The organism is Nonomuraea sp. NPDC049625 (assembly GCF_040675285.1).
GTDB lineage: Bacteria > Actinomycetota > Actinomycetes > Streptosporangiales > Streptosporangiaceae > Nonomuraea > Nonomuraea angiospora_A.
Genome location: NZ_JBFAOQ010000002.1, coordinates 1,126,406 through 1,151,276, shown reverse-complemented (window position 1 = coordinate 1,151,276; position 24,871 = coordinate 1,126,406). Strand labels below are relative to the sequence as shown.

The 24,871-nt window shown below is 71.4% G+C and carries 23 protein-coding genes and 2 pseudogenes; 9 read left to right on the top strand and 16 right to left on the bottom strand.

Annotated elements, in window-relative coordinates:
* The 3 genes from AB0J87_RS12685 to AB0J87_RS12675 form a co-directional block, all read right to left on the bottom strand.
* Complete coding sequence (locus tag AB0J87_RS12685) at positions 1-819, bottom strand: carbohydrate ABC transporter permease (RefSeq protein ID WP_363964749.1); 819 nt, start codon at positions 817-819, stop codon at positions 1-3.
* Positions 816-1,685: a sugar ABC transporter permease gene (locus tag AB0J87_RS12680; protein WP_363964747.1), complete on the bottom strand. Its 870-nt coding sequence runs from the start codon at positions 1,683-1,685 to the stop codon at positions 816-818. Before AB0J87_RS12680 ends, AB0J87_RS12685 begins: the two co-directional genes overlap by 4 nt.
* A gap of 84 nt (positions 1,686-1,769) precedes the next feature.
* Complete coding sequence (locus AB0J87_RS12675; protein ID WP_363964745.1) at positions 1,770-2,987, bottom strand: sugar ABC transporter substrate-binding protein; 1,218 nt, start codon at positions 2,985-2,987, stop codon at positions 1,770-1,772.
* A gap of 255 nt (positions 2,988-3,242) precedes the next feature.
* Here AB0J87_RS12675 and AB0J87_RS12670 point away from each other — a divergent pair, with 255 nt between their 5' ends.
* The 4 genes from AB0J87_RS12670 to AB0J87_RS12655 all read left to right on the top strand — a co-directional run bounded on the left by AB0J87_RS12670 (position 3,243) and on the right by AB0J87_RS12655 (position 8,612).
* Positions 3,243-4,256, top strand: a complete 1,014-nt coding sequence (locus tag AB0J87_RS12670) for a LacI family DNA-binding transcriptional regulator (protein ID WP_363964743.1) — start codon at positions 3,243-3,245, stop codon at positions 4,254-4,256.
* Positions 4,257-4,290: 34 nt separating this feature from the next.
* Complete coding sequence (locus tag AB0J87_RS12665) at positions 4,291-5,304, top strand: LacI family DNA-binding transcriptional regulator (RefSeq protein ID WP_363964741.1); 1,014 nt, start codon at positions 4,291-4,293, stop codon at positions 5,302-5,304.
* Positions 5,305-5,323: 19 nt separating this feature from the next.
* Complete coding sequence (locus tag AB0J87_RS12660) at positions 5,324-7,159, top strand: beta-L-arabinofuranosidase domain-containing protein (protein WP_363964740.1); 1,836 nt, start codon at positions 5,324-5,326, stop codon at positions 7,157-7,159.
* Between the two features lie 67 nt (positions 7,160-7,226).
* Positions 7,227-8,612 carry an MFS transporter gene (locus AB0J87_RS12655; protein ID WP_363964738.1) on the top strand — a complete coding sequence of 462 codons (1,386 nt, stop codon included), beginning with the start codon at positions 7,227-7,229 and terminating at the stop codon, positions 8,610-8,612.
* Here the strand turns inward: AB0J87_RS12655 and AB0J87_RS12650 are convergent.
* Positions 8,587-9,870, bottom strand: coding sequence for a ferritin-like protein (locus AB0J87_RS12650; protein ID WP_363964736.1), 1,284 nt, complete (start codon positions 9,868-9,870; stop codon positions 8,587-8,589). The genes AB0J87_RS12655 and AB0J87_RS12650 overlap by 26 nt on opposite strands.
* A gap of 346 nt (positions 9,871-10,216) precedes the next feature.
* Between AB0J87_RS12650 and AB0J87_RS12645 the strand changes: the two are divergent.
* Positions 10,217-10,483 (top strand): annotated as a pseudogene (locus AB0J87_RS12645) (hypothetical protein); the annotation flags it as partial.
* Positions 10,484-10,494: 11 nt separating this feature from the next.
* On the opposite strand, the gene AB0J87_RS12640 reads toward AB0J87_RS12645, so the two are convergent.
* The 4 genes and pseudogenes from AB0J87_RS12640 to AB0J87_RS12625 all read right to left on the bottom strand — a co-directional run.
* Positions 10,495-12,117, bottom strand: coding sequence for a hypothetical protein (locus AB0J87_RS12640; protein ID WP_363964734.1), 1,623 nt, complete (start codon positions 12,115-12,117; stop codon positions 10,495-10,497).
* Positions 12,114-13,007, bottom strand: coding sequence for an ABC transporter ATP-binding protein (locus AB0J87_RS12635; protein ID WP_363964732.1), 894 nt, complete (start codon positions 13,005-13,007; stop codon positions 12,114-12,116). The genes AB0J87_RS12640 and AB0J87_RS12635 overlap by 4 nt, the downstream gene beginning before the upstream one ends.
* 36 nt (positions 13,008-13,043) lie before the next feature.
* Positions 13,044-13,871 carry an oxidoreductase gene (locus AB0J87_RS12630; protein ID WP_363964730.1) on the bottom strand — a complete coding sequence of 276 codons (828 nt, stop codon included), beginning with the start codon at positions 13,869-13,871 and terminating at the stop codon, positions 13,044-13,046.
* A 120-nt stretch (positions 13,872-13,991) separates the two neighbouring features.
* Positions 13,992-14,165, bottom strand: a pseudogene (locus AB0J87_RS12625) (cytochrome P450); the annotation flags it as partial.
* Between the two features lie 219 nt (positions 14,166-14,384).
* On the opposite strand from AB0J87_RS12625, the gene AB0J87_RS12620 reads away from it, so the two are divergent.
* The gene (locus tag AB0J87_RS12620) at positions 14,385-15,092 is read left to right on the top strand and encodes a helix-turn-helix domain-containing protein (RefSeq protein WP_363964728.1); all 708 of its coding nucleotides are present in this window, start codon (positions 14,385-14,387) and stop codon (positions 15,090-15,092) included.
* A 22-nt stretch (positions 15,093-15,114) separates the two neighbouring features.
* On the opposite strand, the gene AB0J87_RS12615 is transcribed toward AB0J87_RS12620, so the two are convergent.
* Positions 15,115-15,870 carry a glucose 1-dehydrogenase gene (locus AB0J87_RS12615; RefSeq protein ID WP_363964726.1) on the bottom strand — a complete coding sequence of 252 codons (756 nt, stop codon included), beginning with the start codon at positions 15,868-15,870 and terminating at the stop codon, positions 15,115-15,117.
* Between the two features lie 86 nt (positions 15,871-15,956).
* Here AB0J87_RS12615 and AB0J87_RS12610 point away from each other — a divergent pair, with 86 nt between their 5' ends.
* Complete coding sequence (locus AB0J87_RS12610; protein ID WP_363964724.1) at positions 15,957-16,553, top strand: TetR/AcrR family transcriptional regulator; 597 nt, start codon at positions 15,957-15,959, stop codon at positions 16,551-16,553.
* A 39-nt stretch (positions 16,554-16,592) separates the two neighbouring features.
* On the opposite strand, the gene AB0J87_RS12605 is transcribed toward AB0J87_RS12610, so the two are convergent.
* Both AB0J87_RS12605 and AB0J87_RS12600 read right to left on the bottom strand, forming a co-directional pair.
* Complete coding sequence (locus AB0J87_RS12605; RefSeq protein WP_363964722.1) at positions 16,593-17,558, bottom strand: zinc-binding dehydrogenase; 966 nt, start codon at positions 17,556-17,558, stop codon at positions 16,593-16,595.
* Between the two features lie 99 nt (positions 17,559-17,657).
* Positions 17,658-18,077, bottom strand: coding sequence for a VOC family protein (locus AB0J87_RS12600; RefSeq protein WP_350735087.1), 420 nt, complete (start codon positions 18,075-18,077; stop codon positions 17,658-17,660).
* Positions 18,078-18,162: 85 nt separating this feature from the next.
* Here AB0J87_RS12600 and AB0J87_RS12595 point away from each other — a divergent pair, with 85 nt between their 5' ends.
* A complete protein-coding gene (locus tag AB0J87_RS12595; RefSeq protein ID WP_363964719.1) occupies positions 18,163-18,831 on the top strand; it encodes a GntR family transcriptional regulator in 669 nt (222 codons plus the stop codon).
* Between the two features lie 16 nt (positions 18,832-18,847).
* Here the strand turns inward: AB0J87_RS12595 and AB0J87_RS12590 are convergent, their stop codons facing one another.
* Positions 18,848-19,846: a LacI family DNA-binding transcriptional regulator gene (locus AB0J87_RS12590; RefSeq protein WP_363964717.1), complete on the bottom strand. Its 999-nt coding sequence runs from the start codon at positions 19,844-19,846 to the stop codon at positions 18,848-18,850.
* A 100-nt stretch (positions 19,847-19,946) separates the two neighbouring features.
* Entirely contained in the window at positions 19,947-21,476 is a 1,530-nt protein-coding gene (locus AB0J87_RS12585) for an alpha-L-arabinofuranosidase C-terminal domain-containing protein (RefSeq protein WP_363964715.1), read from the bottom strand.
* A gap of 146 nt (positions 21,477-21,622) precedes the next feature.
* Here AB0J87_RS12585 and AB0J87_RS12580 point away from each other — a divergent pair, with 146 nt between their 5' ends.
* Positions 21,623-21,841, top strand: coding sequence for a hypothetical protein (locus tag AB0J87_RS12580; RefSeq protein WP_363964714.1), 219 nt, complete (start codon positions 21,623-21,625; stop codon positions 21,839-21,841).
* 39 nt (positions 21,842-21,880) lie between these two features.
* Here AB0J87_RS12580 and AB0J87_RS12575 read toward each other — a convergent pair whose 3' ends face one another.
* From AB0J87_RS12575 to AB0J87_RS12565, 3 genes are read right to left on the bottom strand one after another with little or no spacing between them, the layout of a single operon-like run.
* Positions 21,881-22,651 (bottom strand): ABC transporter ATP-binding protein, encoded by a 771-nt coding sequence (locus tag AB0J87_RS12575; protein WP_363964712.1) that lies wholly within the window; start codon positions 22,649-22,651, stop codon positions 21,881-21,883.
* A complete protein-coding gene (locus AB0J87_RS12570) occupies positions 22,641-23,738 on the bottom strand; it encodes an iron ABC transporter permease (RefSeq protein ID WP_363964711.1) in 1,098 nt (365 codons plus the stop codon). The genes AB0J87_RS12575 and AB0J87_RS12570 overlap by 11 nt, the downstream gene beginning before the upstream one ends.
* Positions 23,731-24,798: an ABC transporter substrate-binding protein gene (locus AB0J87_RS12565; RefSeq protein WP_363964709.1), complete on the bottom strand. Its 1,068-nt coding sequence runs from the start codon at positions 24,796-24,798 to the stop codon at positions 23,731-23,733. The genes AB0J87_RS12570 and AB0J87_RS12565 overlap by 8 nt, the downstream gene beginning before the upstream one ends.
* Positions 24,799-24,871 lie beyond the last annotated feature (73 nt).

Below are 24,871 nucleotides of genomic sequence, written 5' to 3'. Positions count from 1 at the left end.
TCATTTGATCGCGCCGTTGATGGCGCCGGACGCGATGTAGCGCTGGGCGAAGATCAGCAGCAGGCCCGCCGGGATGGAGGCGAGCACCGAGGTGGCCATGACGGCCGACCAGTCCTCGCTGTTGGCGTTGATGTAGTCGTAGATGCCGAGCGTGATGGGCCGGACTTCGGGGGTGCTGGTCAGGGTGAGCGCGAACAGGAAGTCGCTCCACGCCCTGAGGAAGGTGAAGAGCGCGGCGGTCACGATCGCGTTCTTGCTGATCGGCACGACGATCGAGACGAACGCCCGGAAGTTGCCCGCGCCGTCCACCAGCGCCGCCTCCACGAGCGCCCTGGGGATGGACCCCATGAACGCGCGGATGAGCAGCACCGCGAACGGGATGTCGCCGGCGGTGTTGGCGAGGATCAGGCCGAACACGTTGTTGAGCAGGTTGAGCGAGTTGAACAGGGGATAGAGCGCGTTCGCGATGACCATGGCGGGGATCATCTGCGTGACCAGCAGCACCAGCACGAACGCGTTGGCGCCGCGGCTCCGGAAGCGGGACAGGCCGTAGGCGGCGGGGGTGGCGACGAGCAGCGTCAGCACCACCGCCCCGAGGGCGATGGTCAGGCTCGTGACGAAGTTCGGGCCCTGCTCGGAGATCGCCGTCGCATAGCCGGAGAACGTCAGGTGGATCGGGAAGAAGTCCGTGGTCGCGGCCCCGGAGCTGGCCTGGAGGCTGCTGTTGACCATCCAGTAGACCGGGAAGATCATCACTGCCAGGAAGACGATGCCCAGCACGGTCATGGGCAGCCGGCGCGCGGTCGATGAGGTGTTCACTCGTCGGGCTCCCGGCGTGAGAGGTAGAGGTAGACCATGGCGAAGACGAGCGACACCACGATGAGGATGTTGCTGAGCGCGGCGCCCTGTCCGAAGTCGAACTCGACGAAGGACTTGTTGTAGGCGTTCGTGGCCAGCGTCTGGGTGGAGTTGGCCGGGCCGCCGCCGGTCAGGCCGAGGATGATGTCGACGACCTTGAGCGTGTAGACGACGCCGAGCACGAGGACGACGCTGACCACCGGACGGATGCTCGGCCAGGTGATGTGCCGGAACGCCTTCCACCCGACTGCGCCGTCCAGCGAGCCCGCCTCGTAGAGCTCCCGGGGGACTCCCTGCAGGCCGCTGTAGAGGATCGCGACGTTGAACGGGATCCCGAGCCAGATGTTCACGCCGATGACGCCGACGAGCGCGAGGCCCGGGCTGACCAGCCAGGGGATCGGATCGACGCCGAACAGGCCGAGAAACTGGTTCAGAGCCCCGCTCTCCTGGTCGAGGATCCATTTCCAGACCGCGCTGGAGGCGATCAGCGGCAGCAGCCACGGAAGCAGCAACAACGAGCGCAGGAAACCGCTCAGCGGGAAATTGCGTTTGAAGAACAGCGCCAGGGCGAGCCCGATCGCGAATTGGAAGGAGATCGACCCGACCGTGAACAGGGCCGTGTTCACCAGGGTGGTCGTGAAAAGGCCGCTCGACAGGGACTTCGCATAGTTGGCCAGGCCGACCCATGGCGCCTCTCCCGTGTAGAAGGTCGAGGTCGTGTACTCCTGGAAACTCATGACGATGTTCTGCACGATGGGATACCCGAAGAACACCGCCACGAAGACGACGGCCGGCAGCGAGAAAAGCCACTGCGCGCCGTGCCGCATCAGGCGGGCCGTTCTCCGGCGATCCCTTTCGAGGGGCTCTCCGGTTGCGGCGAGACGAAGGTCGGCCGAGCTCACGAGCCACCCCTACTGCTGGTTCTGCGCCTGCTGCAGCGCTTCCGCGGGAGCGGCCTTGCCCGTCAGGGCGGCCTGCACGGCGGTGTAGATCTTCGTCGCCGCCTTCGGCCAGTCCGGGCCGAGAATCGCGGTGCGCGCGCGTGCGGTCTTCACCGCCGTGACGAACGGCGCGATCACCTCGCTGGTCTTGCCGAACTCCGCGGCGACGCTCAGCGTCGACGGAATGGTCTGCTCGATCTTCGCCGACTCGAGCTGCTTGTCCGGCGAGATGAGGCACTTCACGAACTCCCCGGCCTTGCCCATCTTGGCCTTGTCACCGGTCCGCGGCACCGCGTAGGCCTCACCGCCGAGCGGCGCGACCGTGGTCTGCGACGCGAGCCGCGTGGGGATCGTGAACACCGCCCACTTCAGGTTCTTCTCCTTCTCCAGCTGCGGGATCACCCACGGGCCGTTGACCACCATCGCGGCCTTGCCGGCGACGAACTGGTTGACCACGTCGCCCTGGCCCCAGTTGATGGAGCTCTTGGAGATCGACCCGTCGTTCTGCAGGTCGAGGAGGAACTGCAGCGCCTGCGCGGTCTCGGGGGTGGCGATGTTCTGCTCGGAGCCGCCGTTGCCCCACATGAACGGCAGGAACTGCCACGAGCCCTCGTAGGTGTTGATGTTGCTCATGGCGAAGCCGTAGCGGCCCTGCTGGGTCAGCTTCTTCGCGGCCGCGCGCAGTTCGTCCCAGGTCTTGGGCGGCGCCGTGATGCCGGCGGCGGCGAACAGGTCCTTGTTGTAGAAGATGCTGAGGGTGTTCACGGCCGGCGCGAGCCCGTACAGCTTGCCCTCGTACGTGCCCGCCTTCACCACGGCGTCCACCATGCCGTCGCCGTTCAGCCCGTAGTCGGTCAGCGGGGAGAGCGCGCCGGAGGCGGCGATCTGCTGCACGTCGGGATTGTCGAGCATCAGCACGTCGGGAAGGGTGCGCGAGGAGCTCTGCTGGAGCACTTTGGAGATCAGCCCGGCGCCCGGGATGTGGTTGATCTTGATCTCGACGCCGACGCTCTTCGCGCAGGCTTTGTAGATCGCGTCGTGCGAGGGTTCGTAGTAGTCCTGGACGGTCAGCGATCCGGTGCCGGAGGAGGCCGACCCGCCGCAGGCGGTCAGGGAGAGAGGGACGAGGGCCGCTGCCGCGACAGCTACTTTGGGCGCCTTTCCTGGGCACTTTCGCGCTGTCTTCATGTGAGCTACTCCTTGGCGGCATAGGGGGGTGGTTCTTGCAGGCCACTGGCGGATGGAGTCACGGAGAGAGCCGGGGATGCGTGAGGCATCGCTCCCGAAACATGGACATCTGTCGGTAAAGCGCTTAACCGCGCTTGCTTGTGAAGTATGTTGCGCTCATCGCACTGTGATGTCAATAACTAGTTAAGCGATTTACCGACGACGCCGCGATAGAGTTGCTCGCGCGTCCTCACAAGGTGGGAGGCGGGACAGTCCATGGTCACGATGCGCGATGTCGCCGAGCGAGCCAGCGTCTCCATCGCCACGGTCTCCTTCGTCATCAACGGCACCAAGCGGGTCGCTCCGGAGACCCGGGCCCGCATCGAGGCGGCCATCCGGGAGCTCGGCTACCGGCGTAACGTCGTGGCCCGCGCGCTGGCCAGCTCGCGCACGCGCATCCTCGCGCTGCTGCACCCCTACCTCGAAGCGCGGCCGATCGCCACGGCCAACCAGTTCCTCATGAGCGCCGCCCACGGCGCCCGCGAGCGCGGCTACGACCTCGTGCTGTGGCCCGTGAACGACGACGAGCAGATGTCCCACCTGCTCGCCGGCGGCCTCGTGGACGGCGCGCTGCTCATGGAGGTCCAGCTCCGCGACCCCCGCGTGGACCGGCTGATCGCGTCCGGGCTGCCCTTCGCGCTGATCGGCCGGACCGAGGACGAAGACCTGCCGTTCGTCGACATGGACTTCACCACCACGATCGACCAGGCCGTCGGGCATCTCCGTTCCTTCGGCCACCGGCGCATCGCGCTCGTCACCCTGCGGATGAGAGCTTCGACCGGGAACGAGCCCGGCTGGATCATGCGGGTGAAGTCCGCGTACCTCGACGCGATGGCGGCCGCCGGCGAGCCGCCCACCGTCATCACCGTGGAGGGCACGTCGGCCGGAGGGCGGAAGGCGGCGCGCCGGCTCAGCGAGGACTTCCCGGAGGTGACGGGCGTCGTCGTGGTGAACGAGGGCGCCTCGGCGGGGCTGGTCAAGGAGACGCGGGCGCTCGGCCGCAGCGTGCCGGACGACCTGTCGATCATCTCCGCGGCCACCACCGCCGAGCTCGGCGAGATGATCGAGCCGTCCCTGACCGTCATGACGGCGCCGGCCACCGAGCTGGGCCGCCTCGGCGTGAACGCGCTCATCGACCAGCTCGAAGGGGTGCCGGACGCCCCTCCGAACATCCTCATCCCCTGCACGCTGGTGCCGGGCCAATCGGTCGGCCCTGTCCCGGCTCTATGATGATTTTTTCATTACTCATGTATATATTTGCGACATGTCACGAGGAGCGAGGATCGCGGATGTCGCGCGGCTGGCGGAGGTCTCCGTCCCGACCGTGTCGCGGGTGCTCAACGGCTCCTCCGGGGTGCGGCCGGAGACCGTGGCACGCGTCATGCGGGCCGTCAAGGAGCTGGACTACCGCCCCAAGGGCGTGGCCAGGACGCTGATCTCGGGGTCGCGGTCGATGATCGCCGTCATGGCGTCGCACCTCAACCGCTACGGGTACGCGGAGGTGCTGGCCGGCATCGAGCGGGCGGCGCGGGACAACGACTACGCGGTCACCGTCTGCGTGATCGACCCGATGATCGGGCCTGGGGACGGCGACATGGAGGGGTCGATCCGGCGCGCGCTCAGCCAGGAGATCGCGGGCGTCATCGTGATCGACTTCGACGCCCAGGGCGAGCGGGTCATCGGCCGGATGCCGAGCTCGGTGCCGATGATCGGCGTCACCGGGTTCGACGGCCGCCCGGGGCACGTGCCGTACGCGGTGATGGACGAGCACTCCGGCGGGCGCCTGGTCACCGAGCACCTGCTCGACCTGGGACATGACACGGTGCACCACGTCACCGAGCCGCCGTTCGGCCGGCCGTCCGGCCGTACGGCGGGCTGGCGCGCGGCCCTGGAGGCCCGCGGGATCGAGCCGCCGCCGACCTGGGCGGCCACCTTCGACCCGCGCAGCGGATACGAGCTCGGGCTGGAGCTGGCGCACCGCGACGACGTCACCGCCGTCTTCTGCGCGACCGACGTCGTCGCCGCCGCCGTGCTGCGCGCCTTCCGCGACGCCGGCGTGGCGCTCCCCGGCGGCAAGTCGGTGGCGGGGTTCGACGACCAGCCCTTCAGCCGGTTCCTCTCCCCCGCCCTGACCACGGTGGAGCAGGACTTCCAGCGCCTGGGCTGGCTGGCGTTCCGGCAGCTGCTGCACCTGCGCGACGGGCAGTCACAGCCACCCGATCTCGTCGTCAGGCCCGCGCTCGTCGTCCGCGAGTCCTCCGCCCGCCCCCACCTCTGAAGAACCAGCCTGGAGTGCCATGTCAGCGCCACCCGTCCAGCCCTCGCACGCCCTGCTCCAGCCAATGCCCCTCGACCGGGCCCGGCCGGCGGAGGGATTCTGGGGACGGCTCCAGAGCGTGAGCCGCTCGGCGGTCATCCCGCACGCGGTCGAGTGGATGGAGCGCCTCGGCTGGGTGGCCAACTTCGACCGGGCCGCGAGCGGCGCCCGGTACGAGCACCGGGGCCGCGAGTTCGCCGACTCGGAGATCTACAAGATCATCGAGGCGATCTCCTGGGAGCACGCGTACTCGGGTCCGAGCGCGCTCGACACGATCGCCGACGACCTGATCCGGCGGATCGCCGCGGCGCAGGAGCCCGACGGCTACCTGCACACGCTCTTCGGCCGCCCGTGGCAGGCTCCCCGCTACAGCGACTTCACCTGGGGGCACGAGCTGTACTGCTCCGGCCACCTGATCCAGGCGGCGGTCGCGCACCACCGGGCGTACGGCACCAGGTCGCTGCTCGACGTGGCGGTCCGGCTCGCCGACCACGTGTGCGTCATGTTCGGGCCGGGCGGGCTGAACCGGGTGTGCGGGCACGCCGGGATCGAGGTCGCGCTCGTGGAACTGTTCCGCACCACCGGGGAGCGTCGCTACCTCGACCAGGCGGCGCTGTTCGTCGAGCGGCGTGGCACGGGCACGTTGCCGCTGATCGAGTTCGGGCGGGCCTTCGCGCAGGACGACCTCCCCGTCCGCAAGGCCGACGTGCTGCGCGGGCACGCCGTACGCGCGCTCTACCTGGCCGCCGGGGCGGTCGACGTCGCGGTGGAGACCGGCGACCGGGAGCTGCTGGACGCGCTGAGGACCCAGTGGGACAACACCGTCGCGCGCAGGACGTACATCACCGGCGGGATGGGCTCGCACCACATGGACGAGGCCTTCGGCGAGGACCACGTGCTGCCGCCGGACCGCTCGTACTGCGAGACCTGCGCGGGCGTCGCGTCGATCATGTTCAGCTGGCGGCTGCTGCTGGCCACCGGCGACCCGCGCCACGCCGACCTGATCGAGCGCACCCTCTACAACATCGTCGCGACCTCGCTCGGCGAGGACGGCCGCTCGTTCTTCTACGCCAACACCCTGCACCAGCGCCACCCGAGCGGCGACGTCCCGCTCAACGACGACGGCGTGTGCATCCGCGGCGGGGCCGGCCTGCGCCAGGCCTGGTACGAGGTCTCCTGCTGCCCGCCCAACCTCGCCCGCACCCTCGCGAGCCTGGGCGGCTATCTCGCCACGACCACGTCCGACGGCATCCAGATCCACCAGTACGCCTCGTCCACCCTCGACGCCGTCGTGGCCGGCGAGCCGTTCGAGCTGGACGTCACGACGGACTACCCGCACGGCGGCGTGGTGACGATCACCGTACGGCGGGCGCCGGCCCGGCCGGCGTCGATCACCCTGCGCGACCCGGAGTGGTCCCAGGACACCCGCCTCAGCCTCAACGGCGCACCCGCCGAGCCCGCCGGCATGACGCTGACCAGGACCTGGCAGCCGGGCGACCGGCTGGAGCTGACCCTCGACCTGCGGCCCCGGGTCGTCCGCCCGGACCACCGCGTCGACGCGATCCGCGGCTGCGTGGCCGTCCGGCGCGGGCCGGAGGTGCTCGCCATGGAGTCGATCGACCTGCCGCCGTCGTGGGCGCTGGAGGACGCGACGCTGCTGCCGGACACCGTCGCCGCGGAGCACGGATCCGTCGTGGTCACCGCCCGGCACCACCGGTCCGGCGAGGACCGCACCGTGCCCCTGATCCCCTACCGCTCGTGGGCCCGCCGCGGCCCGTCGGCCATGCGCGTCTGGATCCCGGAGGTTCGCGACTGATCGGACCGCGTCCGGCGCGCAAATATCTTCAAGACCGCCCGGACGCGCGCGGCCGATACTCGGCCGCATGACCGCCCTCGTTCCTCCCGCCGTGACCGTCGCCCGCCGTGGCCCGATGCTGGCCGTGCTGCTCGCCGGCCAGGCCATGGCGTCCATGGACGGATCGATCGTGTCGGTGGCGGCGCAGACCATCCGTGACGGACTGCACGCCGGCAGCACCGCGATCCAGCTGGTCGTGTCGGGCTACCTGCTGACCACCGGCGTGCTCCTGGTCACCTGCGCGCGGATCGGCGACATCGTCGGGCACCGGCGCGCGTTCCTCGTCGGGCTGGGCTGGTTCACGGTGGCGTCGCTGCTGTGCGGGCTGGCCCCGAACGCGCCCCTGCTGGTGGTGACCCGCGTCGCCCAGGCCGCGGGGGCGGCGCTGCTGATGCCGCAGGTCTTCTCGCTCATCCAGCGGCACTGGGACGGGCCGGCCCGCCGCCGGGCGATCGGCCTCTACAGCCTGGTGCTCGCTCTGGGAGTCGCGCTGGGGCAGGTGATCGGCGGGCTGGTCGCGGGCGCCGACCTGTTCGGCCTCTCCTGGCGCCCGGTGTACCTGATCAACGTCCCGATCGGCGCGGTGCTGCTGGCGGTCGGACCGCGCGTCCTGCTGAGCTCCGGCCCGGACGAGCGGGTACGCCTCGACCCGGCCGGAACCGCTCTCCTGACCGTCGCCATGGCCGCGTTCACGATGCCGCTCATCTTCGGCCGGGACCAGGGCTGGCCCGCCTGGGCATGGGTCTCGCTCGCCTGCGGAGCCGCCCTGCTGGTGGCCTTCGTCCGCTACGAGACCCGGGCGCGGCACCCGCTGCTGGACCTGGCGGCGCTGCGGCCGCGCGGGGTGAAGCCGGGGCTGGTGGCCTGCTGGATCGTCATGGGCTGCTACACCGTCTTCCTGCTGACCCTGACCCTGCATCTGCAGTCCACGCTGCGCTTCTCCCCGCTCCAGGCGGGGCTCGCGTTCGTCCCGTACGCCGTCGGCTTCGGCGCGCTCAGCCTGACCTGGAACCGCTATCCCCGGTGGCTGCGGAACGCGCTGCCGGTGGCCGGGCCGATCGCGTTCGCGGCCGGGGCCGGCCTGCTGGTGCTCCTCCATCGCGACCAGTGGCATCCGTACGGCACCGTACCGCTGCTGCTGCTCGCGGGGGCCGGGCACGCCGCCGGCTACAGCCCGCTGATCGCGCGGATCACGTACCTGGTGGAGCCGCGGCTCTCCTCGGCGATCTCGGCGCTCAACTCCACCGGCCCGACGCTGACCGGGGTGACGGCCGTCGCCGGACTCGGCACCGTCTACTTCGCGGCCCCCTCCTCCGCCGAAGGTCTCCTGCGGGTCGTCGCCGCCGTCGCCGCCCTCCTCGTGGTCGGGGCGGCCTGCGCGCTGCGGGTCACGCGGGCCCGCCGGGGGTCGTGATGCCGGAGGCCGCCTTGGCCCGGACGGCGTCGAGCGAGTCGGCCACCGCCGTGACCTGCTCCGAAGCCGCCGCGATCACCGGGTCCGTGGCGGCGTGGGACGCGCAGCGCTCGGCGATCTGGCGCAGCCGTTCGATCAGCACCGTCCAGGCGGCCTCGCGCCAGGGGACCACGTTGTCCATCAGGTAGTACATCTCGAAGGCCGCCCCGGCCGTGCGTCCCGGATGGGCGGGGCCGGCGGGCCGCCGGCTCAGCTCGGTGCCGAGCGGCCGCAGCACGGCGGCCATCGTCGTGATCGCCGCGCCGATCAGGACCTCGAGCTCTTCCTCGCTCTCGTCGGTGTGCGTGAAGTAGCGGGTGAGCAGCCACAGGATCGCCTCGTAGGCGAGGTTGCACAGCTCGGCCAGCGCCAGGGTCCTCGGGTCGCCGATGAGCGGCTGCGGCTCCCGCACGTCGAAGGGCTGGCGGGTGAAGGCGCCGAGCGCGGGGTGGGCGGGTTCGAAGGCCGGGTCGGCGGCGCGCAGCGCGTGGTACTCCTCCCAGATCTTCAGGAAGCGGCCGTAATGGGCGTCCTGCCAGGCGCCCTGCGCTCCCTCGCCCTGCTCGATGATCTCCTCGATGGCGGCGCACGCCGACGCGAGGTCGGTCACCGCCACCATCTCGGGCCAGCGGAACAGCTCCGGGGTGGCCTGGGCCCGGGGCGAACCGCAGAACACCTGCTCCTCGCCGTACTTGGCGACCAGCGTGGTCAGGCCGTCCTTGATGCCGCGGTAGAGATGGCCGACCGTGGCGAACTCCTGCGCGCGGGGGAAGATCTCGCCGGACGCGATGGGCTCGGGCGGCGGATCGCAGGAGATGAACTCGGCGGCGTCGCGCCGCTCCATGCCCTCGGGCCGTTCGAGGTAGAGGAAGTGGGCCAGGGCGGCCTCGCCGAAGGGCAGCAGCCGCATCTGGATCGAGGGCGGGAACGCGCCGCAGGACTGCGGGAAGTTCGGCCTGCCGAAGGTGGGCGCGGCGCCGATGGACGACATGAGGTTGGCCACCAGGGCGAGATGGAGCATCTCCTGTACGGCGATGCCGTGGAGCTCCTGGCGCCAGCGATCGACCGCGGCCTGCTGCTCGCCGGTGAGCCCATCGGTCTTGAGGCTGAACTCGGCGAAGAGGTACTGGCACATGATCATGTGCTCGAGCTGCGAGGCCTGGACGAGCAGGTACCACACGTGCTCGCGGTGCTCGATGACGATGGGGGGCTCGGTCATGCTTACAGACTTACACAGCGGCCGCGCCTGCGGCAGGGCTTCGCCGCAAGGCCCGCGCCCGCTGACGGGCGGCGGGTACGAGCTCGCGCGGGCCGGTCAGGCACTGGCGGACCTGGCCGCCCGCCGTACCGTCGGAAAGATCATCCTGCGAAATCAGGTAACGATGCGATAACGACGCGGCGGCGTGCGCACTAGGTTCGAGCCTGTGAGAGACCGTCTCGTCGTCAAGGGCGCCCGCCAGCGCGCCGCCCTGGCCAGGCGCGTGCACCGTGCGCACAGAGTGCCCGGCCGGCACCGCGACATCACCGGGGCCGCGGCCTTCTTCGCCGAGCACGCGATCATCACGCGGCACCTGCGGGTCCTGGCCGACGTCGGGCTCGGCTACGTCAAGCTGGGGCAGCCCGCCACCACGCTGTCCGGCGGCGCGGCCCAGCGCGTCAAGCTCGCCGCCGAGCTGCAGCGCCGCTCCCGGGGCCGCACCCTGTACGTGCTCGACGAGCCGACCACCGGGCTGCACGCCGACGACGTCCGCAAGCTGCTGGCCGTGCTCCACCGGCTCGTCGACTCCGGCAACACCGTCGTGGTGATCGAGCACGACCTCGACGTGATCAAGCGCGTCCCCCGTCAGCCCGCGGCGAGGTCGCGGCGGCGCAGCCCGTACAGGCCGAGGGTCGCCAGCGCCGCGGCGAGCACGGTCAGCACGACCGTGGCCACCGGGGCGAAGGACCCCAGCGGGTGCCAGGGCAGGTGGGACAGCACCGACGTGTTCACCAGCCACCCCGGCAGGTTCATGTAGGACCCCAGTACCTGCATGAACCCGCTGTAGACGAGCACCGCCCAGGCCGCGTTCACGGCCCGCGGGGCGATCCCGAGCAGCGCCGCCGGGACGGCGAGCAGCACCAGCACCTCGGGGGCGCGGATCAGGCTCGCCCAGGTGACCTCTCCCACGAGGCCGGGCTCGCCGGTCGACAGGGCGGCCCCTACGCCGAGCGCGGCGCCGTACACCACCGGCAGGACGACCACGGCGAGCGCGGTGACCAGCAGGGACGACCAGTACCACGTCGATCTGCCGGTCGGCCCGGCCAGCACGGGAGCGATCCGGCCGCGCACCTCCTCCGCCCGCAGCCGGATGACCGACAGGACCGCGAAGACGCCGGTGTAGAGGGACCCGGTGAACACCATGAGGCTGATCCAGGCCCGCCCGAAGTCCGCGCCGGAGAAGATGGGGAGGTCGGTTTCGGCCATGCCCCCGGTCATGGCGCCCAGGACGAGGCCGACCGCGAGGAATGCGGCTCCCCACGCGAGGACGGCCGCCTGCTGGAGCCGCAGCGCGAGCGTGAACGGCGAGCGCAGCCAGGAGGGCGCCGACGCCCGGCCGGGACGCGGGGCCACCAAGGAGGCGCCGAGATCCCTGCGGCTCGCCAGCGCGAAGGCGCCCGCCACCAGCAGCCCGGCGAGAACGACCGAGAGTCCGAGCGGCCACCAGCGCTCGTCGCCCAGCACCCGGCTCTGCTGCGACCAGCCGATCGGCGACAGCCAGAACAGCGGGCCGCCCTCCTCGCTCTGCAGCGCCCCCGCGCCGCGCAGCAGCCACGCCGTGAAGAGCACGAGGCCCGCGAGCCCGTTCGCGCCCCGGGGGTGCTCGGTGACCTGGGCGGTGACCGCGGTGACCCCGGCGAACAGCAGCCCGGTCGCGGCGAGGGAGGCGCCGAACAGCAGCGCGCTGCCGGCGGGGAACCCGATGCTGACCGTCGCGGCGGTGGTGAGGGCCGCGAGCGCGGCGTTGCTGATCACGGCGACGATCAGCGCCGCGGTCAGCTGGGCGTGCCGGCCCACGACGGCCGCCCGGATGAGCTCGGCCCGGCCCGTCTGCTCCTCGGCCCGGGTGTGCCGGGTCATGAGCATCATGTTCATGATCGCGGCGGCCAGCAGGAACTCGACCCAGTAGGCGGCCAGGAAGTAGCTCTGCGTGCTGACCTCGCCGAACAGCGGCCCGCCGAGCACCCTCATGAAGGAGACGCGGATCATCTGCGAGGCCGAGGCCAGGGCCTCGGGCGTCGGGACGACCGCGTTGACGGCCGCGTAGTAGAAGCGCGGGACGAGCGCCGTGATCGCGACCAGCCAGAGGGTGAGCTTGATCCGGTCGCGGCGCAGCGCCAGCCGTACCATCGCGCCGGTGCCGGTCAGGTGGCTGCTCCCCACTCTCGATCCGGTACGGCCGCGCGTCCCCGTGACCGTCGTGGTCATGCCGCCTCCTTGTGCGCGTAGTGCCGGAGCATGAGCTCCTCGAGCGTCGGCGGGTGGCTGACCAGCGCGTCGATGCCGAACGTGGTGAGGTGCCGGATGGCGGAGTCGAGGTGCTCGGCGTCCACGCCGAACCGCACGCTCCCGCCCTCGGTCTTCGCGTCGTGCACGCCGGGCAGCCGGTCGAGGCCGGTCACCGGGGTGGCGGTCTCGGCCACGACCGTGGTCCGGGTCAGGTGCCGCAGCTGCGCCAGCGTCCCCGACTCCACGACCTTTCCGTCCCGGATGATGGTGACCCGGTCGGCGAGGGACTCGACCTGGGCGAGGATGTGGCTGGACAGCAGGATGGTCCGGCCGGCGGCCTTGGCCTCGGCGACGACCTGCTGGAACACCGCCTCCATCAGCGGGTCCAGCCCGCTCGTCGGCTCGTCGAGGATCAGCAGGTCCACGTCCGCGGAGAGGGCGGCGACGAGGGCGACCTTCTGGCGGTTGCCCTTGGAGTAGGTCCGCGCCTTCTTCTTCGGGTCGAGCTCGAACCGCTCGATCAGCTCGTTCTTGCGCCGGTCGTCCAGGCCGCCGCGCAGCCGGCCGAGCACGTCGATGGCCTCGCCTCCGGTGAGGTTGGGCCACAGCTCGACGTCGCCCGGCACGTACGCCAGCCGCCGGTGCAGCGCGACGGCGTCGGCCCAGGGGTCGCCGCCCAGCAGCCTGGCACTGCCGGAGGTGGCCCGGATCAGGCCCAGCAGGATGCGGATGGTGGTGCTCTTGCCGGCTCCGTTCGGGCCGAGATAGCCGTGCACCTCTCCGGGGTTCACGGTGAGGTCGAGCCCGTCGAGGGCGCGCGCGGGCCCGTAAGCCTTGACGAGCCCGGAAACGGCGATGGCAGGGGTCATGGGTTTCTCCGAATTGCGGTTCTCGTGGAGCCGGAGTTATCTGAGGGAGCCGGTGATGCGCGCGTCGAATTCGCGGTCCGGCAGGGACCTGTTGAGCTGGAGGAGGGCTTCGGCCTGCCAGCCCACGACGTAGCGGGTCTCCGGCCGGTCCGACTCGACGGCCTCCCGGATCGTCGCCCCGACGACGGCGGGGTCGGTGGCCTGGTCGCTCTGGTGGCCCGCCGGCGTCTCGGCGGCGCCGGCCATGGCCTCGGCCATCTGCCGGTAGGGCCCGTTCCCGGAGATCTCCCGCAGTTGCCGGGCGGTCCCGGCCTCGAAGTCGGTCTTGATGATGCCGGGCTGGATGACGACGACGTGGACGCCGAACTGCGCGGTCTCCATGCGCAGCGAGTCAGAGAAGGCTTCCAGGGCGTGCTTGGAGGAGTAGTACCAGGCGCCGAGCGGGAAGGCGAGCTCGCCGCCGATCGAGGAGACGTTGACGATCGTGCCCGAGCCCTGCTGCCGCATCGGCGGCAGGACGAGCTGGGCCAGCCGGGCCGCGGCGAACACGTTGACCTCGAACAGGTCTCGCGCCATCGCCAGCGGCGTGTCCTCGACGGCGCCGTGGACGACGGCTCCCGCGTTGTTGACCAGGACGTCGATCCGTCCGTGTTCGTCCAGAACGGTGTCGACGGCGCGCTTGAGGTCTTCCTCCTTGGTCACGTCCACCGGCAGCGGGCGACCGCCCGCGTCGCGCAGCGCCGCCATCCTGCCCACCCGCCGCGCCGCGCCGTACACGAAGTGGCCGCCGTGCAGGAGCTCGAGCGCGGTGGCGTGGCCGATGCCGGACGAGGCACCGGTCACGAGGCATACTTTGGCAACCATGCCAGGGGTCTCCTTGAGATTCGAGGGTGATGTCGTTCAGGCGTCCCAGGCGACCGGGAGCCGGTGGACGCCGTGAACGCTCATGTCGGTGCGCATCGCCAGGTCCTCCGGCGGGACGATGCGCCCGCTGAACCGGGGGTCGGCGAGCACGAGCCGGGCGAGAGCGTGGCCGGTCACCACCCATCCCACATGTCCGTCCGGGTAGCTCAGCGGGCCCTCCTCGCGGAGCCGCGCGAGCCCCGGAGGAGGATCCAAGGGGCGCTCGGTCGGCAGCGCGGGATGTGGCTGGGTCATGTCGGTTTCCCTCCGCGTGAACGGCGATCGTTCACGCATGGAGAAACGCTACGAATGCGTTCGCGGATTCGGCAAGTTACGAACGCCGTTATCCCAGGTCAGAGCGGATTAACTGGCGCAACGACAGTGTCGGCAAATGCAACAATCCCCGATGCGGTGTCGCAATCAGGTCCACCGGGGGCGATACTTGCGCCTGACGATGACGTGCCGGGAGGGCGCATGCCGGGAGGCCACCTGACGTACGACGACCGCCGCAAGATCTCGGAAGGGCTGGCGGAAGGGCTCACCTACGCGGAGATCGCCCGTCGCCTGGGGCGGCCGAGGTCGACCATCGGCCGCGAGATCGCGCGCAACGGCGGCCCGCACGGCTACCACGCGGGCCGGGCGCAGCAGGCGACCGGATGGCGCGCCCGCCGCCGGCCGGCCGCGCCGGCGAGCACGGCCGCGGGGGACGCGGGCAGGCGCGACCCCCAGGCGGTGCGGGAGTTCGAGGAGCGGCTCACGACGACGTTCGGGGGTGTGCCGACGATGGCGGCCAGGGTGATGGCCTGCCTGTTCACCAGCGACACCGGCAACCTGACCGTCACCGAGCTGACCGAGCGGCTGCGGGTCAGCCCCGCGTCGATCTCCAAAGGCGTCGGCTGGCTCGAACAGGTGGGGCTCGTCAGGCGCGAGCGGGACAACCGGCGCGAGCGCTACATCATCGACGCCGAGGTCTGGTACCGGGCGTGGCAGATGGGCACCCGGTCGATGATGTTGTGGACCGAGACGGTCCGGGAGGGTGTCGACATCCTCGGCGCCGACACCCCGGCGGGCGTCCGGCTCGCGACCGCCAGCCGGTTCTTCGAGCTCATCAGCGCCGACATGGCCCAGGCGGCCGAACACTACCGGCAGACCTTCGCGCCCACCGGGGACGTCCCGCGCTGACCGCCGTACGCGACCGGCCGCCTCAGACCGCGGCTCGCCCGCCGTCCACCGAGAGGGTGGCGCCGTGGATGTTGGCGGCGTCGTCACCGGCCAGGAAGACCACCGCCTTGGCCACCTCCTCCGGGGTGCTGGGCCTGCGCGAGGGGATGGCGGCGATCATCGGCGCCAGGTACTCCGCCAGCGCGGCGATCTTCTCGGTGAACGTCGGGCCCGGCGCGACGGTGTTGACCCGCACGCCGGAGGGGCCGTACTCGTCCGCCCAGGACTTGGTCAGCGAGTGGACGGCGGCCTTCGTGGTGCTGTAGAGGGCGGAGCCGCTCGTGCCGAACAGCCCGGAGATGGACCCGAGGTTGATGATCGCACCGCTGCCGCGGGCCGCCATGGCGGGGGCGATCAGTCCGGTGAGGAGGAAGGCGGCCTTGACGTTCACGGCCAGGGCCTGGTCGATGAGCTCCTCCGCCACCTCGGCCGTGGGGGCGGGGTTGATCAGCAGCGCCGCGTTGTTGACCAGGATGTCCAGCGGGCCGCCGGCCAGCCGGTGCGCGGCGTCGGCGAGCTCTCGGACGGCAGGCAGCCCTCCGGCGAGGTCGGCGCGGACGAACGAGGCCCGCCCGCCCTCCTCGGCGATGGACGCGACGACCTTCTCACCCTTGGCCGTGTCCCGGCCGCTGACGATGACGTGGGCGCCCTCGGCGGCCAGCGCGCGGGCGATGGCCGTGCCGATGCCGTCGGTCGAGCCCGTGACCAGGGCCGTGCGGCCCTGCAGACGTGCGGACATGGTGATTCTCCCTTGCGAAAGTGCGGATTCGCGGTCCAGGATGCCGAGGCTAAAATGGACCAGCAAGTCCAATCTGGGAGGTCTCCATGCCTATGCTCACCCGCAAGGGGGCCGCGACGCGGCAGCGCATCCTCGAGGGCGCCGCCGCGCACATCCGCGAGTTCGGCGTGGCCGCCACGACCCTGGACGACGTGCTGGCCGCGACCGCCACGAGCAAGAGCCAGCTCTTCCACTACTTCCCCGGCGGGCGGGAGGAGCTGCTGCTGGCGGTGGCCCGCCTCGAGGCCGGCCGCGTGCTGGAGAACCAGCAGCCGGCGCTCGGCGAGCTGACCTCGTGGACCGCCTGGCAGCGGTGGCGTGACACGGTCGTCGACCACTACCGCAGCCAGGGCCGCCGGTGCCCGCTCAACTCGGTCACCTCGCAGCTGGGCAACCGCACGCCCGCCGCCCAGGCCGTGGTCATCGAGCTCATGCGCCGCTGGCAGGCCGAGATCGCCACCGGCGTGCGGCACATGCAGGACGCCGGCGAGATCGACCCGGGCCTGGACCCCGACCACGCGGCGGCCGCCCTGCTCGCCGGCATCCAGGGCGGCGTCCTGATCCAGATGTCCACCGGCGAGGTCACGCACCTGGAGGCCGCCCTGGACATGGGCATCGCCCACCTCCGCGGCTCTCGCGCCTGAGGCCGCCGCACGGCTGGTGGCCGCCTGTAGCCGGCGCCGTCAGATCAGCAGCAGGGTCTTCCCCAGCGCGGTGCGGTGTTCGATCGCGGCGTGCGCGTCGGCGGCGCGCTCCAGGGGGAAGGTCTGCCCGATGACCGGCCGGACGAGCCCCGCGGCCGCCTGCGCCATCATCTGCTCCGCCCACCGCACCACGTTCGGGCCGAAGTCGAAGAGCTGCTCAATGCCGATCACATCCACGTCCTCGCGTCGCGCGGGATCGACGACGGTGACCTCGCCGCTGGAGGCGCCGTGCACCGAGAACCGGCCGCCACGGGCCGTCACCTCGAACGCGGCCCGCCCGATCTCCCCGCCGACGCCGTCGAAGACCACATCCGGCCCGGCCCCGCCGGTCGCCTCCAGCACCCGCCCGGTCCAGCCCGGTTCGGAGTAGTCGACCGCGGCTTCGGCGCCCAGCTCCCGGATCAGGTCGAGCTTCCGCGATCCGCGGGCGGCCCCGACGACGCGTGCGCCCGCCGTACGGGCCAGCTGCACCAGCAGGCTGCCGACGCCGCCGGCCGCCGCCTCGACCAGCACCCACTCGCCGGGACGGACCTTGGCGCCCTCGATCAGTCCCTGCGCGGTGCTGCCGTCGCTGTGCAGGGCGACGGCCTCCGGCAACTCCAGCCCGTCCGGCACCGGGAACAGGTCCTCGGCCACGGCCACGGCCCGCTCGGCGAAACCGCCGGTCTCCCCCGTCCCGGCGATGACCCGCCGGCCCGCCCACGCCGGATCCACCCCTTCTCCGGCCGAGCTCACCCGGCCGGCCACCAGCCCGCCCGGCACGTACGGCAACTCCGGCCGGGCATGCCACTGGTCGGTGCCGCGCCGGATCTGCGTCTCGACGAACGTCACGCCCGCGACCGCCACCTCGACCACGACCTGCCCCGGCCCGGCCACCGGATCCGGCGCCTCCCCGGGCACCAGCACCTCAGGCCCGCCGAACCCGGTCACCCGAACCACCCGCATCGCCGCTCACTCCTGCCCTCTTTCCGACATGACCCCCATAGCGTGCAACCTCAACCGGAATTGAGGTCAACCGGCGGGCGGCGGCGGTGGCGGGCCGAATCAGACGGCGAAGACCTGGGAGTCGTCGGCGAACGCCTTGAACTCCAGCGCGTTCCCCGCGGGGTCGAGCAGGAACATCGTCCACTGCTCCCCCGCCTGCCCCTCGAAACGCACATAAGGCTCGATGACGAACTCGACGTCCGCCGCGCGCAGCCGGTCGGCGAGCCGGTGGAACTCGGGGATCGTCAGGATCAGGCCGAAGTGCGGCACCGGGACGTCATGGCCGTCGACCGGATTGTGGATCCGCTGCGCGCGGGCCGGCGCCAGGTGCGTCACGAACTGGTGGCCGTGCAGGCTCCAGTCCACCCAGGTGTCGGCGCTGCGGCCCTGTTCGAGGCCCAGCACCTCGCCGTAGAAGCGGCGCGCGACGGCCAGGTCGTCGACGGGCATGGCCAGGTGGAACCGGGGGATCGAGGTCATGGGGACTTCCCTTCTGCCTAGAATGTCCGAATGTTAACATCACGACAAACGCTCGCGGTAGGGGCGCCCGTGAGAGGCTGGAGCCATGAGTGAACAGGGCAGGGTGGCGCCGGCCCGCCGCCGGGGGCTGGCCGACGAGGTCGCGGACCGCATCCGGGAGGCCATCTTCGCCGGGACCTACGCCCCCGGAGCGCAGCTGCGGGAGGTGGAGCTGTCCGGCGCGCTCGATGTCAGCCGCGGCCCCGTACGCGAGGCATTACTCCGGCTGGAACGCGAGGGCCTGGTCCGCAGCGCATGGCACCGCGGCGCCACCGTCACCACGCTCTCCCCGGCGGACGTCACCGAGCTCGACAGCCTGCGCGCCGCCCTGGAACAGCTCGCGGTCCGGCAGGTGGCCGCCCATGCCTCGGACGACGACCTCGCGGCCGTCGAGCAGGCGGCCGAGCGCATGAGGCGCGTCGAGGACGAGCACGAGATGGTGCGCTGCGACATCGCCTTCCACGACGCCGTCTACGCCGCGGCCCGGCACCGGCGCCTGGAGGAGGCGTGGCAGGCCATCCGCTCGCAGGTCCACCTGTTCCTGCTGACGCGGATCGGCGTCCGCTCCGCGGACTACCTGGCGCACATCCCCGAGGAGCACCGGGAGCTGGCCGCCGCCCTGCGCGCCCGTGACACCGGGCGCGCCCTGACGCTCTTCGCCGCCCACCGCCTCCACGCCTTCGACGTGCTCACCGGCCCGGACCCGAGGACCTGACCCCCGCCCGGGGTCGTCAGCGGGTGGACTCGCGGACCACCAGTTCGAAGGGCGCGGTGTGCTCGCCGGCCGGGCGTGACGGGTCCTGGATGCGGGCGGTCACCAGCTCGACCGCCTTCGCGGCCATCCACCGGTGGTCGGGGGCCACGGTGGACAGCGAGGGCACCATGTACGCGGCTTCCGGGATGTCGTCGTACCCGACGAGGCGGATGTCGTCGGGCACCCGGACGCCGCGGTCGGCGAGGCCCCGGAAGACCCCCTGGGCGACGGTGTCGCTCACCGCGACCACGCCGTCGACCTCGAGACCTGAGTCGACGAGCCGGTGGGCCGCCTCGCGGCCCCCTTCCAGCGTCATCCCGCTGACGGCGAACCGCAGCGCCGGATCGGGGTCGAGCCCCCGTTCGGCGAGCCCGGCGAGGTAGCCCCGGTAGCGGCGCGTCACCACGTTCACGCCTTCGAGGGACCTGCCGGTGACCATCGCGATCCGGCGGCAGCCGCGGTCGACCAGATGCGTGGTCGCCGCTTTGGCGCCTTCCTCGTTGGGCATGGCGACGTGGTCGAGCCGCGCGGCGAAGTCCTGCTCGCCGAGCATCACGATCGGATAGTCGCCGCCGGTCAGCCGCGAGTCCTGGGGGTCGATCCCGACCGCGCTGAGGATCAACCCGTCGAACTGCAGGGTGGACGAATGGGAGATCGCGTCGATCTCCCCGGCCGCGGCCGCGCCGGTCTGCTCGATCGCGACGTGGAAACCGCGTCCCCGCGCCTCGTCGATCACGTGGGCGGCGAGCTGGCCGAAGTAGGGCCGGTCGATCTCGGGAACGGCCAGCCCGATGACGCCGGTCCGCCCGGACCTGAGGGTCCGGGCGGAGACGTTGACGCGGTAGCCCGACTCGCGGATCGCTTCGAGCACGCGGCGGCGGACCTCGTTGCTGACCCCGGCGCGGTCGTTGATGACGTTGGAGACCGTCATCTTCGACACCCCGGACAGCTTGGCGACGTCGCCCATGGTGACCATGCCGCTCCTCAGGTCCTGCCCCTTCGGCCGGATCCGATCCGGCCGCTTCCGACTGTGGCCGCCGCTGCCCCGAGCCTACTGCGCCCCGCAAGGGTGCCGGTTATGCGACGTCGACCTGCACGGTGACGAAGGAGTGGGCGGGCAGGTGCACCCGCACGCGCGTACCGGTGACCGTGACCTGCTCGTGGGAGCGCGGGGCGACGGCGGCGGGCGCGTCGGGCGTGTTGTGGGTCTGCGGCGCCCCGGCGGTGAGGATCCGCGAGACGACCCCGCCGACATCACCCCCGCGCAGGTCCAGCTCGACGTCGGCAGCGTCGGCCGTGTCCAGGTTGGACAGCGAGATGAGCACCTTGTCGTCCTTGCGGCTGGCCGACAGCGAGACGGTCGCCAGCGTGTCCGGCCCCACCTCGCGGGTGGGCACGTCCGAGAGGAGATCGACCCGCAGTGACGTGGCGTCCTGGTGCCCCTTGTTCATCTCGAACACGTGGTACGTCGGGGTGAGCACGAGCGCCCCGGTGTCGGGATCGGTCAGGATCATCGCCTGGAGCACGTTCACCGTCTGGGCGATGTTGGCCATCACCAGCCGGTCGGCGTGGCGGTGGAAGATGTCGAAGTGCAGGCTCGCGACCAGCGCGTCGCGCAGCGTGTTCTGCTGGTAGAGGAAGCCGGGGTTGGTGCCCGGCTCGACGTTCCACCACGTGCCCCACTCGTCCAGCACCAGGCCCACCTGACGGCCCGGGTCGTAGCAGTCCATGACGTTGGAGTGGCCGGTGAGGAGCTCGTCGGTGTGGGCGGCCTTGACCAGGGTCCGGTAGTACTCGTCGGTGTCGAACACCGTGGCGGCGCCCTTGTCCTGCCAGGTGCCCGGGATCGTGTAGTAGTGCAGCGACAGCGCCTGGTAGAACGGCTGGGGCCGGTAGGCACAGCCCAGGTCGCCCAGCTGCTTCATGAGCGTCTCGGTCCAGGCGTAGTCGTCGCTGTTGGCGCCGGCGGCGATGCGGTACAGCCGGTTGTCGCCGTGGTTGCGGCAGTAGGTGCCGTACCGGCGCGCCTCGGCGGCGTACTGCTCGGCGGTCATGTGCCCGCCGCACCCCCACGCCTCGTTGCCCAGCCCCCAGAAGCGCACCCGCCACGGCTCCTCACGCCCGTTGGCCTTGCGCAGGCGGACCATCGGGGAGTCGCCGTCCCGGGTGAGGTACTCGACCCAGTCGCTCATCTCCTTCACCGTGCCCGAGCCGACGTTGCCGCTGATGTACGGCTCGGCGCCGAGCAACTCGCACAGGGCCATGAACTCGTGGGTGCCGAAGTGGTTGTTCTCCTCGACGTTGCCCCAGTGGGTGTTCACCATCGCCGGACGCTGGTCCTTCGGGCCGATGCCGTCCATCCAGTGGTACTCGTCGGCGAAGCAGCCGCCGGGCCAGCGCAGGTTGGGGATGTTCAAGGCGCGCAGCGCTTCGACGACGTCCAGCCGGATCCCGCCGGCGTTCGGGATGTCACTGTCCTCGCCCACGTAGAAACCGCCGTAGATGCACCGGCCCAGGTGTTCGGCGAAGTGGCCGTACACATGTCTGCTGATCACGGGGCCCTTGACGTCGACATTGAGCACGGCGGACACGACAGCGTCACTCATGGTTAGCACCTTTTCTCGGTAAGCGGCGGCGGCTACTTTATCGATAAAGCATCGCGTGGGAAAGAGCCTCTTCCTTGCCTGCCGGCTCGGGAATCCTCGCCCGCTCGCCTATGTGCGACCGGCCACGCGATGCGTACGGTGAGGCCATGTGCGATCTGAACGCTGCGGAGACCCGCGAAATCATCGCATCACTCAGCGCGGTGACCGGCCTGTCCGGCCAGGTGACCACTCACATCGACGACATCGGCAAGACGTCGTACATGGACCACGAGAACCTGGCCGAACTCCTCGCCGCACTGCGCGATCGCGCCGAGGCGGCCAGGGAGTGGGTCGCCGCCAAGCCTCAGCAGCACGCGGGCCACTGACCTGGGCGCCGGCCGGCCCCTGGACCGGCCGGCGCACTTTCACGGTGCGGGTGAGGCCACGGCGATGTGCGGGCGGCCGGTTATCGGGTGCGGGCTGATGTGCGCGCGTACGCCGAAGACCTCCTCGATGAACGCCGGCGTCAGCACCTCCAGAGGCGGGCCGTGCCCGGCGACCCGACCGTCGCGCAGGACGACGACCTGGTCGGCGTAGGCGGCGGCCTGGTCGAGGTCGTGCAGGGCGGCCAGCAGGGTCAGGCCGAGGGAGCGGATCAGGTCCAGCAGCAGGAGCTGGGAGCCGACGTCCAGATGGTTGGTGGGTTCGTCGAGCACCAGCAGCGGCGCCTGCTGGGCCAGCGCTCGGGCGAGCAGCACGCGTTGCCGCTCCCCGCCCGACAGCGTCGGCATCAGCCGGTCGGCCGCCCAGGCCATGCCGACCCGTTCCAGCGCGGTGGCGACCGCCGCGCGGTCGGCGGCGTTCTCCCGGTCGAGCAGCCGCTGGTGGCTGTGTCGGCCGGTGGCGACGACGTCGGCGGCGGACAGCCCGTCGGCGACCTGGCTGTGCTGGGGCAGCACGGCGCGGTGCCGGGCGGCCTGGCGGGGCCGCATCCCCCACAGGTCCTGGCCGTCGAGCCGGACCACGCCGCCGGACGGGCGCAGCGACCGGTAGACGGTCCGCAGCAGGGTGGACTTGCCGCTGCCGTTCGGTCCGATGAGCGCGACGAGCTCCCCCGGCCCGGCGGTCAGACTCACGTCCTCGACGATTGGGCGGGCGTCGATCCGGGCGCTGACTCCGGCCAGGTCAAGCCGCATCGGTGCCTCCACTTGATCGGCGGCGCAGCAGCCACAGGAAGAACGGAACGCCGAGCCCGGTGGTGAAGATGCCCACCGGCAGCTCGTTGGGCCGGTCGGCGATCCGGGCCGCCAGGTCCACCAGCACCAGGAACAGCGCCCCGGCCAGCAACGACACGGGCAGCACCCGGCGGTGGTCGGCCCCGACGACGAACCTGGCCATGTGCGGGATCATCAGCCCGATGAAGCCGATGCCGCCGACCACGCTGACCACGGTGGCGGTCAGCAGCGATCCGGCCACGAGCAGCCCGATCCGCAGCACCGCCACCGGCACGCCGACGGCGATGGCGGCCTCCTCCCCGGCCAGCAGCGCGTTCAGCGCGCGGGCCTGCAGGGACAGCCAGGCCAGGCAGCAGACGACGATCAGGGCGGGCACGCCCAGGTCGGCCCAGGACGCGCCGGCGACGCTGCCCATCAGCCAGAACATCATGCCCTGCAGCTCGGTCGGGTTGAGCTGGAGCTGCACGAACGTGGTGGCCGCCGCGCACAGGTAGCCGACGGCGACGCCGGTCAGCACCAGCCAGGAGTCCAGCAGCCGGCCCGCGCGCTGCGCCAGCACGTACACCAGCAGCGCCGACAGCAGGGCGGCGGCGAAGGCGGCCCCGGTGACGCCCAGCGTCCCGGCGAGGGCGGCGCTGCCCAGCGCGGGGACCAGCACGGCCCCGAGCGAGGCGGCCGAGGACACGCCCAGCACGTACGGGTCGGCGAGCGGGTTGCGTACGAGGGACTGCAGCGCGACCCCGGCCACCGACAGGCCGGCCCCGGCGAGCGCGGCCAGCAGCGCCCGAGGGGTGCGCAGATCCCAGACGACCTGGCTGAGCAGCGGATCCGCCTGCGCGCCGCGCCCGGTCAGGTGGGCCCAGACCACACCCCAGACCTGGCCGAGCGGAAGGTTGACCGAGCCGACGGAGATCCCTGCCACCAGGGCCGCGACCAGCGCGACGACCAGCGCGGCCAGCAGCAGCCCGGTGGCGGGCCCGGAGACGAGGTGCGGGCGCCGCGACGGCGCGGCCCTGGTCGCCGGTGCGGGTGTGAGGATGTCAGTCACCGGGGTGGACCACCTTGGAGAGCTTCTCCACGGCCACGGCGTTGAGCGGGCCGAGATACACCCCGTCGGAGACCACCGCGTACGTCCTGGACTTCGACGCGGCCCAGTGCGGGTAGGCGGCGAACAGCTTGGCCGCCTCCGCCTCGGGCTGCTCGTCCGGCGTGAACTGCCCGACCACGAGCACGTCCACCTGGGCGGTGGCGAGCTGCTCGGTGTTGAGGGTGCGGGTGGTGTCCGAGCTCTGCCCGGCGAAGGCGTTGACGCCGCCGGCCGCCTTGATCACGTCGTCGTAGATGCCGCCGGTCATCACGGCGGGCAGCCCGTTGGCGTTCATCATGGCCATGCCGGGATAGGCGATGAGGACCTTCTTGGCGGGCCGGCCCGCGACCCGCGCCCGTACGGCCTCGACGCGGGCGCGCAGCTTGCCGATCAGGTCGGCGGCGCGGTCCTGGACGTCGAAGACGCGCCCGAGCAGCGCGATGAACTCCAGCGAGGAGTTGATCGACTGGTTGCGGTAGGCGCGCTTCTCCTCCTCCGTGGCCGCGGGCTTGCCCATCGCGCAGTTGACCGGGTTGACCAGCGAGGTGATCCCGGCGGCGGCGAGCTGCTCGCGGGTGGCGAAGCCGTTCTTGGCGTCGAACCCGCCGGACCAGGTGGACACCACCAGGTCGGGCTTGAGCTTGAGCACCTGCTCGGCGGGGACGTCGAAGTTCTTGTTCATCGTCAGCCCGCCGGTCGGCAGCGCCTTGATCCTGCCGATCATCGCGGGGTCGTCGGAGACGCCGTAGCTCTGGGCGTTGGCCAGGACGCTCTTGTCCAGGCCGAGCATGATGAAGCTCTCCACCTCGGCCACGCTGGTGCCGTTGAGGATCAGCACGCGCTGCGGCGGACGCTGGAAGGTGACTTTCATGCCGCAGTTGTCGAAGGCCAGGGGGTAACCGGACGAGGTGGGGACGGCGGCGGATCCGCTCACGGAGCCGCCGGGGTCACCGCAACCGGTCAGGGCCATCAGCGCGCAGAGCGCGGCGGCCAGCGGGCGGCGCACATGACAGGGATTCATCGATGTTGCTCTCTTCGAGGTCGAGTCTGGAGGCACGCGAGACCGGCGCGGGTCACGACGGTGACCGGCGCAT

What these genes read in the sequence shown, in the direction of transcription:
- AB0J87_RS12680 (WP_363964747.1), bottom strand. Translation starts at nt 1,685, where the DNA reads ATGCGGCACGGCGCGCAGTGGCTTTTCTCGCTGCCGGCCGTCGTCTTC.
- AB0J87_RS12675 (WP_363964745.1), bottom strand. Translation starts at nt 2,987, where the DNA reads ATGAAGACAGCGCGAAAGTGCCCAGGAAAGGCGCCCAAAGTAGCTGTC.
- AB0J87_RS12670 (WP_363964743.1), top strand. Translation starts at nt 3,243, where the DNA reads ATGGTCACGATGCGCGATGTCGCCGAGCGAGCCAGCGTCTCCATCGCC.
- AB0J87_RS12665 (WP_363964741.1), top strand. Translation starts at nt 4,291, where the DNA reads ATGTCACGAGGAGCGAGGATCGCGGATGTCGCGCGGCTGGCGGAGGTC.
- AB0J87_RS12660 (WP_363964740.1), top strand. Translation starts at nt 5,324, where the DNA reads ATGTCAGCGCCACCCGTCCAGCCCTCGCACGCCCTGCTCCAGCCAATG.
- AB0J87_RS12655 (WP_363964738.1), top strand. Translation starts at nt 7,227, where the DNA reads ATGACCGCCCTCGTTCCTCCCGCCGTGACCGTCGCCCGCCGTGGCCCG.
- AB0J87_RS12650 (WP_363964736.1), bottom strand. Translation starts at nt 9,870, where the DNA reads ATGACCGAGCCCCCCATCGTCATCGAGCACCGCGAGCACGTGTGGTAC.
- AB0J87_RS12640 (WP_363964734.1), bottom strand. Translation starts at nt 12,117, where the DNA reads ATGACCACGACGGTCACGGGGACGCGCGGCCGTACCGGATCGAGAGTG.
- AB0J87_RS12635 (WP_363964732.1), bottom strand. Translation starts at nt 13,007, where the DNA reads ATGACCCCTGCCATCGCCGTTTCCGGGCTCGTCAAGGCTTACGGGCCC.
- AB0J87_RS12630 (WP_363964730.1), bottom strand. Translation starts at nt 13,871, where the DNA reads ATGGTTGCCAAAGTATGCCTCGTGACCGGTGCCTCGTCCGGCATCGGC.
- AB0J87_RS12620 (WP_363964728.1), top strand. Translation starts at nt 14,385, where the DNA reads ATGCCGGGAGGCCACCTGACGTACGACGACCGCCGCAAGATCTCGGAA.
- AB0J87_RS12615 (WP_363964726.1), bottom strand. Translation starts at nt 15,870, where the DNA reads ATGTCCGCACGTCTGCAGGGCCGCACGGCCCTGGTCACGGGCTCGACC.
- AB0J87_RS12610 (WP_363964724.1), top strand. Translation starts at nt 15,957, where the DNA reads ATGCCTATGCTCACCCGCAAGGGGGCCGCGACGCGGCAGCGCATCCTC.
- AB0J87_RS12605 (WP_363964722.1), bottom strand. Translation starts at nt 17,558, where the DNA reads ATGCGGGTGGTTCGGGTGACCGGGTTCGGCGGGCCTGAGGTGCTGGTG.
- AB0J87_RS12600 (WP_350735087.1), bottom strand. Translation starts at nt 18,077, where the DNA reads ATGACCTCGATCCCCCGGTTCCACCTGGCCATGCCCGTCGACGACCTG.
- AB0J87_RS12595 (WP_363964719.1), top strand. Translation starts at nt 18,163, where the DNA reads ATGAGTGAACAGGGCAGGGTGGCGCCGGCCCGCCGCCGGGGGCTGGCC.
- AB0J87_RS12590 (WP_363964717.1), bottom strand. Translation starts at nt 19,846, where the DNA reads ATGGTCACCATGGGCGACGTCGCCAAGCTGTCCGGGGTGTCGAAGATG.
- AB0J87_RS12585 (WP_363964715.1), bottom strand. Translation starts at nt 21,476, where the DNA reads ATGAGTGACGCTGTCGTGTCCGCCGTGCTCAATGTCGACGTCAAGGGC.
- AB0J87_RS12580 (WP_363964714.1), top strand. Translation starts at nt 21,623, where the DNA reads ATGTGCGATCTGAACGCTGCGGAGACCCGCGAAATCATCGCATCACTC.
- AB0J87_RS12575 (WP_363964712.1), bottom strand. Translation starts at nt 22,651, where the DNA reads ATGCGGCTTGACCTGGCCGGAGTCAGCGCCCGGATCGACGCCCGCCCA.
- AB0J87_RS12565 (WP_363964709.1), bottom strand. Translation starts at nt 24,798, where the DNA reads ATGAATCCCTGTCATGTGCGCCGCCCGCTGGCCGCCGCGCTCTGCGCG.